14 protein-coding genes are annotated in these 13,122 nt (G+C 61.1%); 7 read left to right on the plus strand and 7 right to left on the minus strand.

Annotated elements, in window-relative coordinates; genetic code table 11:
* The 4 genes from ABSE61_RS00625 to ABSE61_RS00640 all read left to right on the plus strand — a co-directional run bounded on the left by ABSE61_RS00625 (position 1) and on the right by ABSE61_RS00640 (position 4,402).
* A complete protein-coding gene (locus tag ABSE61_RS00625) occupies positions 1 to 1,266 on the plus strand; it encodes an MFS transporter (protein ID WP_423869116.1) in 1,266 nt (421 codons plus the stop codon).
* Between the two features lie 182 nt (positions 1,267 to 1,448).
* Positions 1,449 to 2,114: an HD domain-containing protein gene (locus tag ABSE61_RS00630; RefSeq protein ID WP_423869117.1), complete on the plus strand. Its 666-nt coding sequence runs from the start codon at positions 1,449 to 1,451 to the stop codon at positions 2,112 to 2,114.
* Positions 2,115 to 2,179: 65 nt separating this feature from the next.
* Positions 2,180 to 3,469: an MFS transporter gene (locus ABSE61_RS00635; RefSeq protein ID WP_423869118.1), complete on the plus strand. Its 1,290-nt coding sequence runs from the start codon at positions 2,180 to 2,182 to the stop codon at positions 3,467 to 3,469.
* 9 nt (positions 3,470 to 3,478) lie between these two features.
* On the plus strand, positions 3,479 to 4,402 hold the full coding sequence (locus ABSE61_RS00640; RefSeq protein ID WP_423869353.1) for an SMP-30/gluconolactonase/LRE family protein: 924 nt from the start codon (positions 3,479 to 3,481) through the stop codon (positions 4,400 to 4,402).
* Positions 4,403 to 4,424: 22 nt separating this feature from the next.
* Here the strand turns inward: ABSE61_RS00640 and ABSE61_RS00645 are convergent, their stop codons facing one another.
* The 3 genes from ABSE61_RS00645 to ABSE61_RS00655 are packed head-to-tail and all read right to left on the minus strand — an operon-like array spanning position 4,425 to position 8,796.
* Complete coding sequence (locus ABSE61_RS00645) at positions 4,425 to 5,972, minus strand: efflux transporter outer membrane subunit (RefSeq protein ID WP_423869119.1); 1,548 nt, start codon at positions 5,970 to 5,972, stop codon at positions 4,425 to 4,427.
* A complete protein-coding gene (locus ABSE61_RS00650) occupies positions 5,972 to 7,570 on the minus strand; it encodes a DHA2 family efflux MFS transporter permease subunit (RefSeq protein WP_423869120.1) in 1,599 nt (532 codons plus the stop codon). Before ABSE61_RS00650 ends, ABSE61_RS00645 begins: the two co-directional genes overlap by 1 nt.
* Positions 7,567 to 8,796 carry an HlyD family secretion protein gene (locus tag ABSE61_RS00655; RefSeq protein ID WP_423869121.1) on the minus strand — a complete coding sequence of 410 codons (1,230 nt, stop codon included), beginning with the start codon at positions 8,794 to 8,796 and terminating at the stop codon, positions 7,567 to 7,569. Before ABSE61_RS00655 ends, ABSE61_RS00650 begins: the two co-directional genes overlap by 4 nt.
* A gap of 184 nt (positions 8,797 to 8,980) precedes the next feature.
* Between ABSE61_RS00655 and ABSE61_RS00660 the strand changes: the two genes are divergently transcribed.
* Entirely contained in the window at positions 8,981 to 9,577 is a 597-nt protein-coding gene (locus ABSE61_RS00660) for a TetR/AcrR family transcriptional regulator (RefSeq protein ID WP_423869122.1), read from the plus strand.
* 131 nt (positions 9,578 to 9,708) lie between these two features.
* The gene (locus ABSE61_RS00665; protein ID WP_423869123.1) at positions 9,709 to 10,251 is read left to right on the plus strand and encodes a DUF4142 domain-containing protein; all 543 of its coding nucleotides are present in this window, start codon (positions 9,709 to 9,711) and stop codon (positions 10,249 to 10,251) included.
* A 77-nt stretch (positions 10,252 to 10,328) separates the two neighbouring features.
* Here ABSE61_RS00665 and ABSE61_RS00670 read toward each other — a convergent pair whose 3' ends face one another.
* The 3 genes from ABSE61_RS00670 to ABSE61_RS00680 form a co-directional block, all read right to left on the minus strand.
* Positions 10,329 to 10,535, minus strand: a complete 207-nt coding sequence (locus tag ABSE61_RS00670) for a hypothetical protein (protein ID WP_423869124.1) — start codon at positions 10,533 to 10,535, stop codon at positions 10,329 to 10,331.
* A gap of 47 nt (positions 10,536 to 10,582) precedes the next feature.
* Positions 10,583 to 10,753 (minus strand): hypothetical protein, encoded by a 171-nt coding sequence (locus ABSE61_RS00675; protein ID WP_423869125.1) that lies wholly within the window; start codon positions 10,751 to 10,753, stop codon positions 10,583 to 10,585.
* A gap of 76 nt (positions 10,754 to 10,829) precedes the next feature.
* The gene (locus tag ABSE61_RS00680; RefSeq protein ID WP_423869126.1) at positions 10,830 to 11,123 is read right to left on the minus strand and encodes a hypothetical protein; all 294 of its coding nucleotides are present in this window, start codon (positions 11,121 to 11,123) and stop codon (positions 10,830 to 10,832) included.
* A gap of 404 nt (positions 11,124 to 11,527) precedes the next feature.
* On the opposite strand from ABSE61_RS00680, the gene ABSE61_RS00685 reads away from it, so the two are divergent.
* Positions 11,528 to 11,968 (plus strand): nucleoside deaminase, encoded by a 441-nt coding sequence (locus ABSE61_RS00685; protein WP_423869127.1) that lies wholly within the window; start codon positions 11,528 to 11,530, stop codon positions 11,966 to 11,968.
* A 154-nt stretch (positions 11,969 to 12,122) separates the two neighbouring features.
* On the opposite strand, the gene ABSE61_RS00690 is transcribed toward ABSE61_RS00685, so the two are convergent.
* Positions 12,123 to 13,109, minus strand: a complete 987-nt coding sequence (locus ABSE61_RS00690; RefSeq protein ID WP_423869128.1) for an ABC transporter substrate-binding protein — start codon at positions 13,107 to 13,109, stop codon at positions 12,123 to 12,125.
* Positions 13,110 to 13,122 lie beyond the last annotated feature (13 nt).

Genomic DNA, 13,122 nt, shown 5'->3' on the forward strand with positions numbered 1-13,122 from the left:
GTGAGCTATCGCCGGGGATGGGTCGCGCTGCTGATTTTTACCGTCGTGATCATCAACTATATCGACCGCATCGCATTGTCGGTCGCCGCCAGACCCATTGTCGCTGAGTTCGGCTTCTCGCCGGTGCAGATGGGCTATTTGTTTTCCGGCTTCCTGTGGACCTACGTCGTCTGCCTGATTCCGCTCGGCCTTCTGGTCGAGCGGGTCGGCATCAAGAACATGGTCGGCGGCGGCATCGCGATCTGGTCGACCGCCACCGTGCTGACCGCCGCGGCCGGCAGCTTTGTCACCATCCTGGCGGCGCGGCTCGTGATGGGCGCAAGCGAAGCGACGACCTTTCCGGCCTGCGGCGGTGCGATCCGCCAGTGGTTTCCGGAGCGCGAGCGCGGTTTCGTCACGACGTTATTCAACGGCGGCTCATCGGCGGGTCCCGCGGTCGGCGCCATTCTCACCGCAGCGCTGGTCAGTTCGTTCAGCTGGCGCGTGGCCTTCGTCGTGCTGGGGGCGATCGGCTTTGTTTGGCTGATCGCGTGGTGGATCTGGTACGCCCCGCCGGAGGAAGCCCCTTGGCTGAGCGAAATTGAGCGGACAAAAATCCTTAACGAGCGGAACGGCACCGGCGTGGCGACCGAGAAAGCGCCGCCGCCGTCTTCGCCCGGTTATCTCCTGCGCCAGCGCAGCGTCTGGGGTCTGGTGCTGACCCAAGCGTGCCTCGTCTACACTGCCTATCTGTTTTTGACGTGGCTGCCGACATATTTGCAGTCGACCCGCGAACTCTCGACCATGAACACGGGCTATCTCACCGCGGTCCCGTATCTCTGCACTGTCGTGCTTGGCGTCACGATTGCCCGCATCAGCGACCGCGTGCTTTCGTCAAAGGACGTCCAGGCCGGCCGCCGCCGCAACTTCATCGCGGCCATGGCGATCCTCGCGATGACCATTCTGCTGGCCCCCGTCGTCGACAGGCTGTTCCAGCTATTGTGTGTGCTGACGGTGGTGCTGACGGGGGCAACGACCGGCTCGGGTTTGAATTTCACGCTCGCCAGCGATCTCTTGCGCAACCCGCGCGATGTCTCGCGCGTGGTCGCCATGACGTCGTTCGGCGGCAACTTTTTCGGCCTGATTTCACCGATCATCACCGGATACGTGGTCGCCGAGACCGGCGGCTATACGTGGGCATTCCGTATTGCGGCGGTGTTGTTATTCTGCGGCTGTCTGGCGACGCTCACTTTGACGCGCCGGCCGATCGAGCCGCAACACGCCTAGTGCGGTGAATTTGAAGTTCCTGTCAGTTTCGCGGCAATCTCTTCATAGGAACTTCAAATTCGAAACCGCACTAGATCATATAGTTAGCTAGTGCTGCTTTGATTCCGAAGTTCGCAAACGTGGAACCGCGATATGATACGAACTTTGGAATCGGAGCACTAGACGTTTCAGGAGAAAACGAAATGGCCAAAAATATGAAGCACCATTACGCCAGCCTGCGCCGCCCGGTCACCGATGAAACGCGCGCCGGCGTGATCGAGGATTTTCCGGAGATCGAACTGGTGCCGGACAAGGCGCTGGGCACGCGCTGCGTCGAGGCCTGGAGCTATTCGCTCTGCTGTTCCGATTTCCACCGCATCCGGGACATTCCGCCCTGGGGCAATCCCAATGGCCCGATCCTGCGTAAGGGAAACCAGACCGAACATCTGCGCGGCGTGGTGCGCATGACCAAGGCGATGGCGGAGGAATTCGAGCATTCATATCCGCAGGTGCACATCGATTGGGACGTCCTGATCGCGGGTGCGGTGTGCCACGACGTCGGCAAGCCGTATGAGTTCGACCCGAGCAACCGTGCGCGGTGGCAGGCCTATCCGGCCGACAGCGGCGAGCCAACGTTTCGGCATTCGGTGTTCGGCATGCATGTCTGCCTCACGGTCGGTTTGCCGGAGGAGGTCGCGCATATCGCGGTCGGTCACTCCTACGAAGGTTTGCACATGGGCGTCAGCGCCGAGTGCATGATCGTTCGTCAGGCCGATCACGGCTGGTGGCATATTGCCGGCGGTTTGGGCCTGCTTGCGCCCGACAGTATCGGCGTACTGCCGGGCAACTTGCGGGCCCGCAATCTCTGACATACTGCTTGATCAACAAATAATCAGCGCTCCGTCAGTGGGCGCAAAAAATCGGGGGGAAGAAGATGAAGCGCCGGTACTGGATTTTCGTTTTCATGTTTCTGCTGGCGACGATCAATTACGTCGATCGGGTCGCGCTGTCGGTGTCCTCGACGCCGATTGCCGCAGAGTTCGGCATCAGCAAGGTCGAACTCGGTTATCTCTTCTCTTCCTTTCTCTGGCTTTATGTCGTCTGCCTGGTCCCGATGGGCATGATCGTCGACAAGCTGGGCACCCGCACGGTCAATGCGGCCGGCATCGGCCTCTGGTCGATCGCGACCGCCTTGACGGGACTGGCAACCGGATTCGGCATGCTGATCGCGACCCGCGTGGTGATGGGCGTCGGCGAATCCACCACCTATCCGGCCGCGGGCCGCGTTATCCGCGAATGGATTCCACTGAAGGAGCGCGCGCTGTTCACGGCGATCTTCAACGGCGGCGCCTATTTCGGCCCGGCGCTCGGCGGCCTCGTTCTGGCTGGCCTCGTCGGCGCGATCGGCTGGCGCATGACGTTTCTCATCTGTGCGGCCATCGGCTTTGTTTGGCTGCTCGCCTGGATGATCTGGTTCCGCAAACCGGAGGAGGTGAGCTGGCTTTCGGACGAAGAGCGCGCGTTCATTTTGCGCGAACGCAACGGCAGCGCCGGAGCAACGCCGGCCGACGGACATTCGATCGGTCTGCGCGGGCTGTTGAGCTCGCCCTCCATGCTCGGGTTGATGGTGACGCAGGGCTGCGCGGTCTATACGCAATATTTCTTCCTGACCTGGCTGCCGAATTATCTTCAGACCGAGCGCGGGATGTCGATCCTGAAAAGCGGCGCGCTGATGTCGCTGCCGTTCATCGGCGCGGTGATCCTGACCGTGCTGTTCGGCAAACTGAGCGACAGCATGCTGGATGAGGAAAGCGCGCGGGTCGGCGGCCGCAGGCGGCTCGGGGCGCTCTGCATGTTGTTCGGCTCGGTGATCCTGATGACGCCGCTGGTCGACAACGTCTATCTCGTGCTGGTGCTGATCACGATTGCGCTCGGTGGCGTGGCATCCGCGGTCGCGCTGAATATCGCGATGGTCGGCGACCTCTTGCGCACGTCGGCCGATTGCGGCCGCGCGACCGGGTTGCTCATTCTTGGCGGCAACATCTTCGGCATCATGGCGCCGATCGTGACCGGCTATGTCGTGCAATCGACCGGCAGCTTCAACATGGCGTTCGTCGTTGCCGGCGCGTTGCTGGCGTTTGGCGCCGCGACCGTGTTTCTGCTGGCGCGAACGCCGATCGGTCCGAGCGAGAGCGAGGCGGCGTTGGCGGTTCGGACGGCGTAAGGGAGCGCGATCTTGTTTTTCCATCCGCCAAAAAACCTCTCGACCAGCGTGTTCGCGCGGCTGCCGGAGGAGTTTCGCAAGGCCGATCCCAACAACGAGTGGGCGCGCTATCAGCCGAAAGGAAGTCCCGCGCGCTCGCTGCTCGAAGGGCCGTCGTTCGACCGCAACGGCCATCTCTGGTGCGTCGATCTGCCCAACGGCCGCATTTACCGGATCACAGCGGACGGCCAGTTTCACGTCGTCGCCGAGTATGACGGCTGGCCCAACGGGCTGAAGTTTCATCGGGACGGCCGCATCTTCATCGCCGACTACAAGAACGGGATCATGGAAATGGACCCCGTCAATGGCAAGGTGAAGCCGTATCTGACCCGCGCCAGCCTCGCGCCGTTCAAGGGCTGCAACGATCTCTTCTTCGCCGCCAATGGCGATCTTTATTTCACCGATCAGGGCCTCACCGGCCTGCACGATCCCACCGGACGGCTGTTTCGGCTAACCGAAAAAGGCCAGCTCGACTGTCTGCTCGATAATGTGCCGAGTCCGAATGGCCTCGTGATGAATCTCGCCGAGAACATGGTCTATCTCGCGGTGACGCGCGGCAACTGCATCTGGCGGGTGCCGCTCAGTCCCGACGGCGGCGTGGCCAAGGTCGGAATCTACATCCAGCTTTCGGGCGGCTGGGGCGGCCCCGATGGGCTGGCGCTCGACTCCCAGGGCCGGCTGTTTATCGCGCATGTCGGCATGGGCGCGGTGTGGGTGGTCGATGCGCTCGGCGAGCCGGTCTACCGTATCCGAACCTGCGCCGAGCCTCACACCACCAACATGGCGTTCGGCGGCGCGGACAACAAAACGCTGTTTATTACGGAGTCCGGCAGCGGCTCGATCCTGACGGCGCAACTCGACGTGCCGGGCAAGCCGATGTTCTCGCATCAATGATGTGAAGCGATGGAACGCGTTCCTATCGAGGCGCGGGATCGGTTGTCGTCACGGTCTCCTTGACCTGAACCACCATCGGCTTCGGCGGGTCGGGCAAGGTCTGTTCCCAGCCGCCGCCGAGCGCCTTGAACAGCGTGACGAGGTCGAGCGCGACATTGGTTGTGCTCTGCGCCAATTGCTGCTCGTTCTGCAACAGGTTGCGTTCCGCATCGAGCACGGTCAGGAAGTCGGCGACGCCGTCATTGTAGCGCGAGCGGCCGAGATCGAGCGCGGCGCGGGTGTGATCGAGCTGGGCGCGCAACCGCGCGCGGCGGACTTGTTCGAGCCGCAGCGAAGCGATCGCGTTGACGACCTCGTGCCAGGCTTGCAGCACCGTCTTGTGATAGGTGATGGCGGCTTCGGCCTGCTGGACCTCGCTCAGATGGAGCGAGCTTTGCAGCCGGAAGCCGTCAAAGAGCGGTATCGTCACGCTCGGCCCGGCCGTGTATTGCAGCGAGCTTGCGTTATAGAGGCTAGAGAACTGAAGCGAATCCAGCACGACTTGGCCGTTGAGCTGGAATTTCGGATAGAACGAGGCGATGGCGACGCCGATATTGGCGGTCGCGGCATGCAATTGATCTTCGGCCTGCCGGATATCGGGTCTCCTTCGCGCCAGCTCCGACGGCAGACCGAGAGGAACATGCGCCGGCAGCCGCAGCGCGGCGCGGCCATAGCCGAGTTCGCCATTGAGCGAAGATGGCGGCAGGTCGAGCAAAAGCGCAATCGCATTCTGATACTGGATTTGCTGCTGCTGCAGGGCCGGCAGTTGCGCGCGAATACCTTCGACTTGCGCGGCCGCATTCTCGGCATCGAGCCCACTGCGCACGCCCTTTTGCTGGAGCTGCTGGGCGAGCTGCAGGATGTCGCGATCGACCCTGAGGTTGTTTTCGGCAATCCGGATCTGGTCCTGGGTGCCGCGAAGCTGGATGTAGTTGCGCGCCAACTCCGCAAGGCTCGAGACCAGCGCGTCCCGTCTTCGATCCTCGGCCTGGTCGACCTGCGCGTCGGCGGCTTCGACCTGCCGGCGCACGCGGCCCCAGAGGTCGAGCTCCCACGACATGTCGAGACCAACCGTATATTCGTTGATCGGCGTAATCGGGATTCCGCCCGAGCTGCCCGGGCCGAGCAGGGGCGACAGGAGGCTGATGATGCCGTTCTTGCTGTAGAGTTCGCGCTGATACTTGCCGTCGCCGTTGATGCTGGGCAATTCGGCCGCGGCGGCCTGGCCGCGCTGGTAGCGGCTCTCTGCGATGCGGATCGCGGCGGTCCGCACATCAAGATTGGCCTCGGCGACGCGGCTTTCGAGATTGGTCAGGATCGGATCGCCGAAAATTCTCCACCAGTTGGGATCGGTCGGCGCCGGCAGATGGGCGTCCGAGACTACTTGGCCGTTGAAGGTCGCATTGTCAGGCAGATGCGGATTCGGTTCGCTGAAGTCGGGCCCAAGTGCACAGCTAGAAAGCGCGCAGCCGGAGAGCAGCACGACCATCGCGGCAACAACGCCATCGCGGCGGCGGTGGAAACGCGACATCAGTGGCCCCCTCCGGGGCGCATGCCCCCGGTCTTCGGCGAAAGCAGAAAGCACAGGGGCACAATGAGAAACGCCACGATCGCGCAGTAAAAGAATACGTCCCGATAGCCGAGGATCGCGGCCTGCGTCCGGAACACCTGATAGACGCGCCCGACGGCGGCATCATGCGCGGCGGCGCCGACGCGGCCCAGTCCCCGCAGCGTCTGTTCGTATTGGGCTACCAGCGCCTGATACGGCTGGTTGAGCGGCGAGGTCCATTGCGCCAGATAACTCTGATGGACCTGGGTGCGCTCCGTAACCTGCGAGGTCCCGAGCGCAATGCCGATTGAACCGAAAATATTCCGGAACATCGCAAACAGCGCGGCGCCGTCGCCATTGAGTTCCCGCGGCAAGGTCATATAGGCGATGGTCGAGATCGGCACGAACAGAAAGGCCAATCCGGCGGTCTGGAAGGTTCGCATCAGCACCAGCGTCTTGAAGTCGATGTTCGGCACCAGCGTGCTCGAATAAACCAGCGCGCAGCCGATGATGGTGAAGCCAAAGGCGATGAGATAACGAATTTGTACGACGGCCATCAGCCGGCCGACGAACGGGATCAGGATGATCACCGCAATGCCGCCCGGTGACAGAATCAGCCCGGCCCAGGTTGCGGTATACAGCAGCACGGTCTGGGCGAATTGCGGGATCAAGACTGCGCTCGCGTAAAGGATGCCGCCGGTGGCGCCGATCATGACGCAGCCGCCGGCGAAGTTTCGATCGGCAAACACCGACAGATCGACGATCGGCTTCCTGGCGATCAAAAGCCAGCCGATTGCACCCAATATCCCAAGGAAAGCGAGCAGTCCCATCAGGCAGATGAAATTGGACTGGAACCAGTCGGCATCCTCACCGCGGTCCAGCATGATTTCGAGACAGCCCAACCCCATGGTGATCAAGGACAGGCCGATATAATCGATGCCGCGGCTGCGCCGGTTCTTTTCCCACGGCGGGTCTTCGACCATGATCGAGACGAAGAAGGCGGCGACCGCGCCGACGGGCACGTTGAGGAAGAAGATCCAGCGCCACGACACTTGATCGGTGATGAAGCCGCCAAGCGTCGGACCGAGCACCGGCGCCACGATGGTGGCGATCGCCGTGACGCCAAAGGCCGCGCCGCGTCGTGCCGGCGGAAAATAATCCAGAATGATGGATTGCTGATTCGGTTGAAGGCCGCCGCCGAAGAATCCCTGCATCAGGCGAAAGACGATGAGCTGGCTCAGGCTCTGTGCGACGCCGCACAGAAACGAGCAGACCGTGAACATGATGATGCAGATGATGAAGTAGCGCTTGCGCCCCAACAGGTCGCCGAGCCAGCCGGAGATCGTCAGCACGATGCCGTTGGCGACGAGGTAGGAAGTCAGCGCCCAGGTGGCTTCGTCGTTGCTGGAGGAAAGGCTTCCGGCAATATGCGGAAGCGCCACGTTGACGATCGTGGTGTCGAGAATCTCCATAAACGCGGCTGATGTCACGATCACCGCGATCAGCCATGGATTATATTGCGGCTTCCAGGGAGCCTCAGGCTTAGCCGTTTCGGGCGCCGCGGGGTCGGCCTCGCTCATTGCACCGAGACCTTCGGTGAGACCGAAATCCCGAGCGGCAGCGGAATGTTGGGATCGAGCCCCTTGTCGATGACGATCTTCACCGGCACGCGTTGAACGATCTTGATGAAGTTGCCGGTGGCGTTCTCAGGCGGGAAGGCCGTGAATTTCGAACCGGAGCCGAGCTGGATGCTGTCGACATGGCCCTCCAGCCGCAGCTGCGGATAGGCATCGATCCGGATCGCGACATGCTGGCCGGGCCGCATGTTGACGAGCTGGCTCTCCTTGAAGTTGGCGGTGATCCAGACTTCGGTCGCGACGATCGAAAAGATCTGCTGACCGGGCGCAACGTAATTACCCTTTTCCACGTTGCGCTTGGTGATCCAGCCGTCTTGCGGCGCCTTGACCACGGTCCAGGACAGATTGAGATTAGCCTGATCGAGCCTGGCCTGCGCCTGCTCGACCTGGCCCTTGAGCTGGCCGACGGCGGCATCCGTCTCGCCGACGCGCTCGGTGACCGGAGAATTTTGCGTCACCTGGGCGTCGGCCAATGCCACCTGCGCTTCGGCCTGCTTCAACGCGGCCTCCGCGGCATCGACATCCTGTTGCGACGTCGCAGCCTTCGGCAGCGCTTTTTGCCGGTCGTAATCGGCCTGCGTCCTGGCCTTGGTCGCCTTGGCGTTTTCGAGCTGGGCCTTGGCCTGTTCGAGCTGCGCCGGGAAATTCTTCTTCGCGACTTCCAGCCCGTATTGCTGCCCGCGATACTGCGCCTGGGCGGTGGCGAGTGCGCCTTCGGCCTGCTCGCGATCGATCTGGTATTGGCGCGGGTCGATATGGATCAGCGGCTGGCCCTGCTTGACGAACTGGTTGTCGTTGACGTCGAGCGAGATCACCGCGCCTGCGACTTGCGGCGCGATCGTAATGGCGCGGCCGTCGGTATAGGCGTCGTCGGTGTCCTCGATGCCGCGCGTCGTGATCCAGTAATAGAGACCGCCGATCGCGAGCAGCGCCAGCACCACGGCGCCAACGATGAGGACGGTCGGCCGCCGCTTCTTTCTGGTTTCCTCGCGGGCGGCCGCAGCCGCTGCCTTGCCGCTGTCGGCAGGTGGAGCCTTGCCGGTGTCGGGCTTTGCCTCGTCGGGTGCTTTGTTCGGCACTTGATTCGGCCCTTGGCCTTCCTGGCCGCGCCGTTCGGCCCGTGTCGCCTCGGGCGAACGGCTCGTTGCCTCAACTTCGTCAACCGCCATCGGGCGCGCCCCTTTGAACCACCAGAATCGTTTGCCTTGCTACTTGTGTAGCGCCCCGGATATAACCGTACCTGATGGTTCGGTTAGAGACAAGGGTTCCGCCACCTCCAACGCGCTCTGCAAGGCCCCCCGCATGCCTAAAGAAGTGGTCAATCGAAAAGTTCCGCGCGGCGATCGGCGCCGCGTGGAACTGATTGACGTTGCTGAGAAAATGTTTCTCGAGCGCGGCTACGCCGAGACCACCATGCAGGTGATCGCGGAAGCCGCCGGCGCTTCCAAGGAAACGCTGTACCGGCACTTCGAAAGCAAGGAGCTTCTGTTTGCCGAAATCGTCGGCCGCAAAGCGCAGATGATCTCCGGTCCCGACACCGGAATCACGCGTGGCGGGAAACCGGAAGTCGTGCTGTTGGAGCTCGGCACCAATCTCTTGCGCGCGATCAGCCGGGGGCAATCATCGTTTCTGTTCCGAACCGTCGTTGCCGAGGCGGTGTGGACGCCGGAACTCGGCGATCTCTTCTATGAGCGCGGCCCCGGCCTGACGGTTTCACGGCTCACGCAATATCTGGCGGACGCCAGCGAAAAAGGTGAGTTGCGCTGCGACGACCCGCTCATGGCGGCGCGGTTATTTCTCGGCGCGGTGGTCTCGCAATTTCACCTGTGCCGTCTGGTCCAATCGAGCTGGAAACCGCCGACGACCAGCGAGATCGACCGGCACGTCAAAGCTGCGGTGTCGATGTTTTTGACAGAGTTCGGCGCGCGGCGAGCGAGCCCCACGCGATAGGGCGCACAACCTCGGTTTAATAAACGCATCTCTGCCGTTGTTCCCTCGAGACATCTCCTAGAGCCTCAGGAACTTCGCTGATGTTCTCGGATTGACATGAGAACCGACCCGAATATCGCCTGGAGGCTCACATGAATAAATGGATCGTTTCATCCGCTTGCGCCGCGCTGCTGCTGGCGCCTTTGGCGTTTGCTCAATCGGTGGGAGAAAAAACCGGCGTCAATTCGACACTCGGCATCAGCCCGACGACACAGGACTTTGTCACCGAGGCCGCCAACAGCGATATTCTGGAATTGGCGGCAGCCAAGCTCGCCGAAGGCAAGGGCAACGCCGACGAAAAGAAATTCGCCGAACAGATGACAACAGATCACACCAAGACGAGCAAGGACCTCAAGGAGCTGGTCGATAGCGGCGACGTCAAGGCCACCATCCCCGTCAAGCTCGATTCGTCCGGCCAGAAGAAGCTCGACGAGTTGAGCGACGCCAAGCCGCAGGATTTCGCCGGCTACTACGATCCGATGCAGGTGAGCGCGCACAAGGACGCGGTGTCGCTGTTCGAGCGTTACGCCAAATCCGGTGACAATCCGAAGCTGAAGGATTGGGCAGGCAAGACGCTGCCGGCGTTGCAGCATCACCTTGAAATGGCGCAAAACCTGAACAAGAACCGCGACTGAGAATCGGCTGGCGGCGCGACGAGCACCTTCTCCCCGCGTGCGGGGAGAAGGTCGGCTTCGTGCTATTTTTTCTGCGTCTATTTCTTCGAAGCGATCGCAGCCGTATGCATGGGTTCGCCCGCCACGTCAGATGGCGCGGAGGTGATCATGTGGCTTGCGACGGTTGCCAAGACCATCAGCGCCATGACCGAGCTGTAGAACAACAGGCCGCCGCGCAGCCATTTCTTGTACAGGATGCGATCTTCCGGCGATAAAAGCCGCAGCTGGCTCTGTGAAGGGCCCATAACCAATTCTCCCTAAAAAGGGCAATCCTCCCGAAATATCCTCGCAATCAGAACGTCGCCAGTAACTCCTGCGGATCAAAGGAAATGACCGGCGTATTGAAGTGTGCGGATATGGCAATCAACAAGAGCGCCACGGCCCAAATGGCCAACGGTACGCTCAACATCAGATACTGCGACGCAAACGATTTTGGTTCTGAAACCCGGATATAAGTCGGCATGCAAAAGCCTCGAGTTGTCCGCTGTGATGGCGGCGGTGATTGCTTGTTCAGTGACGTTTGAGATGGATCGTTCGCGTCAGGGAAATACGGTCATGGATACGAGTTGTTCAGCCGGCGTACCCGCCGATATCGAAGCCAGATAGATTGCAACCAAAAGAACAATCGTCAGCGCGCCGCTGGCAAATAGGATGGGGACGTCATAGTCAGGCGCCTTGGTGCGGGTTTTATCGATTGCGTCGAATTGGGCAAAATTCGTCATCACGTCCTCCAATGAAAGACCTGAAAAATTCGAAAGCGAATGACTCAGAACAATATTGCCGTCAGTTGCTGAATACGCTTCGGCTGTGAAGGCAAATATGAACTCGTTCACACGCCGGAAAATTCTCAACTGTTACAAAGCGGCATAACTTCGCGACGACTTTTACTTCGACCATCGCGCGAACAAAAATGAGCCGCACCCGACGCAGCCAATGCTGTCCGAGGATCGCATCACAACGCTGCATTCTTATTACGAAGGACGTATCAGCAAGATGCGTGTCAGCAAGATGCGTGCCAACGGCCGGCCGCTAAAAAGCCTGAGTTTTCTCATCGCCAGGCGCGAGGGACCTGTCCGTCGGATTAAATGATATGCAGAAGGCCTAATATCGATTCACCTTATCGATTCAGCCGTGCGCTTCTCGATATTGATTCGCTGATATTGAATTCGCTGGCAGGTTCACGTGGCTTCTTTTCTGGTTCAAAATCACGTGCCAAGTGGAAACGTCAGGGGCACCTATGACCGATCACGCGACCTTCATGGCCAAGGCCTACGATCAGGCGTTCGAAAGCTACAAAAGCGGTGGCGTGCCGGTCGGCAGCGTTCTGGTGCGCGCCGGCGAGATCGTGAGCGCCGGGCACAATCAACGCGTCCAGCAGTCGGACCCGATCGCGCATGGCGAGATGGACTGCCTGCGAAAGGCCGGGCGGCAGCGCAGCTATCGCGACACGGTGATCTATACGACGCTGTCGCCTTGCATGATGTGCACGGGCACCATCATCCTGTTCAAGATCCCGACCGTGGTGATCGGCGAGTGCGTCAATTTCGGCGGCAACGAACAATTGCTCAGGGATCACGGCATCGACGTGATCGACCTCAACGATCCCAGCTGCATCGATCTGATGGCGCGGTTCATCCGCGAGCGTCCGGATATCTGGAACGAGGATATCGCGGAGTAGACTCCCTCGCCCCGCTTGCGGGGAGAGGGTTGGGGTGAGGGGCAGGTAGCCCTCGCAAAAGGTTGATTCAGGTGTAGGGAGATTCCCCCTCACCCGGATCGCCAGAGGCGATCCGACCTCTCCCCGCGCGCGGGGAGAGGTGAAGCAGTGTCTTTTACTTCATCGCATCATAGATCGCGAAGGAGTAAGCGCCTTCCGGCTTCTTGGTGATGACGGGGTCGGAGCCGCCCGCCATCAACTCTGCGACCGTGCGGTCGTAGTCCTTGACGTCGAGTTTGCCGTCGCCGGTCGAGAGCAATTTGCCGACTTCGCCCATCATCCGCTTCTGATCCTTCTCGGTCTTGGCGCCGGTGGTGTCGGCGGCGAGGATGATCTTCACGGCTTCATCGACGTGGGTCTTGGCGTAGTCCCAGCCCTTCATCGACGCCTTGACGAACTTCGCCATCTTGGCGACGAAGGCGGGGTCCTTCAGGTTCTTCTCGAGCACATAGAGCCCGTCTTCCAGTGTCGCCACGCCTTCGTCTTCATACTTGAAGACCACGAGCTGGCTCGGCTTGTAGCCGCCATCGATGACCTGCCAGTATTCGTTGTAGGTCATGGTGGAGACGCAGTCGGCCTGCTTCTGCAGGATCGGATCGACGTTGAAGCCCTGCTTGATGACCTTCACGCCTGATGGCGAAGAGTCGGTCTTGATGTTGAGCTTCGACATCCAGGACAGGAACGGATATTCGTTGCCGCCGTACCAGACGCCAATGGTCTTGCCCTTGAAGTCGGCGGGCTTCTTGATGCCGGTGTCGGCGCGGCAGGTCAGCTCGAGCCCGGATCGTTTGAACGTCTGCGAGATGTTGACGAGCGGCACGCCCTTTTCGCGCGAGGCGAGCGCTGACGGCATCCAGTCGACGACGACGTCGGCGCCGCCGCCGGCGATCACCTGCGGCGGGGCGACGTCCGGGCCGCCCGGCTTGATCGTGACGTCGAGGCCGGCGTCCTTGTAGAAGCCCTTTTCCTTGGCGACGAAGTAGCCGGCAAACTGGGCTTGAGAGACCCATTTGAGCTGGATGGTGACGGTGTCGGCGGCCTGGGCGGCGGTGACCGCGAGGCCGAGCGTGAGACCAGCGGCAAGTGCAAGACTGTGTTTCATGAGTAACCCCAAA

The organism is Bradyrhizobium sp. (assembly GCF_049519115.1).
Classification (GTDB): Bacteria; Pseudomonadota; Alphaproteobacteria; order Rhizobiales; family Xanthobacteraceae; genus Bradyrhizobium.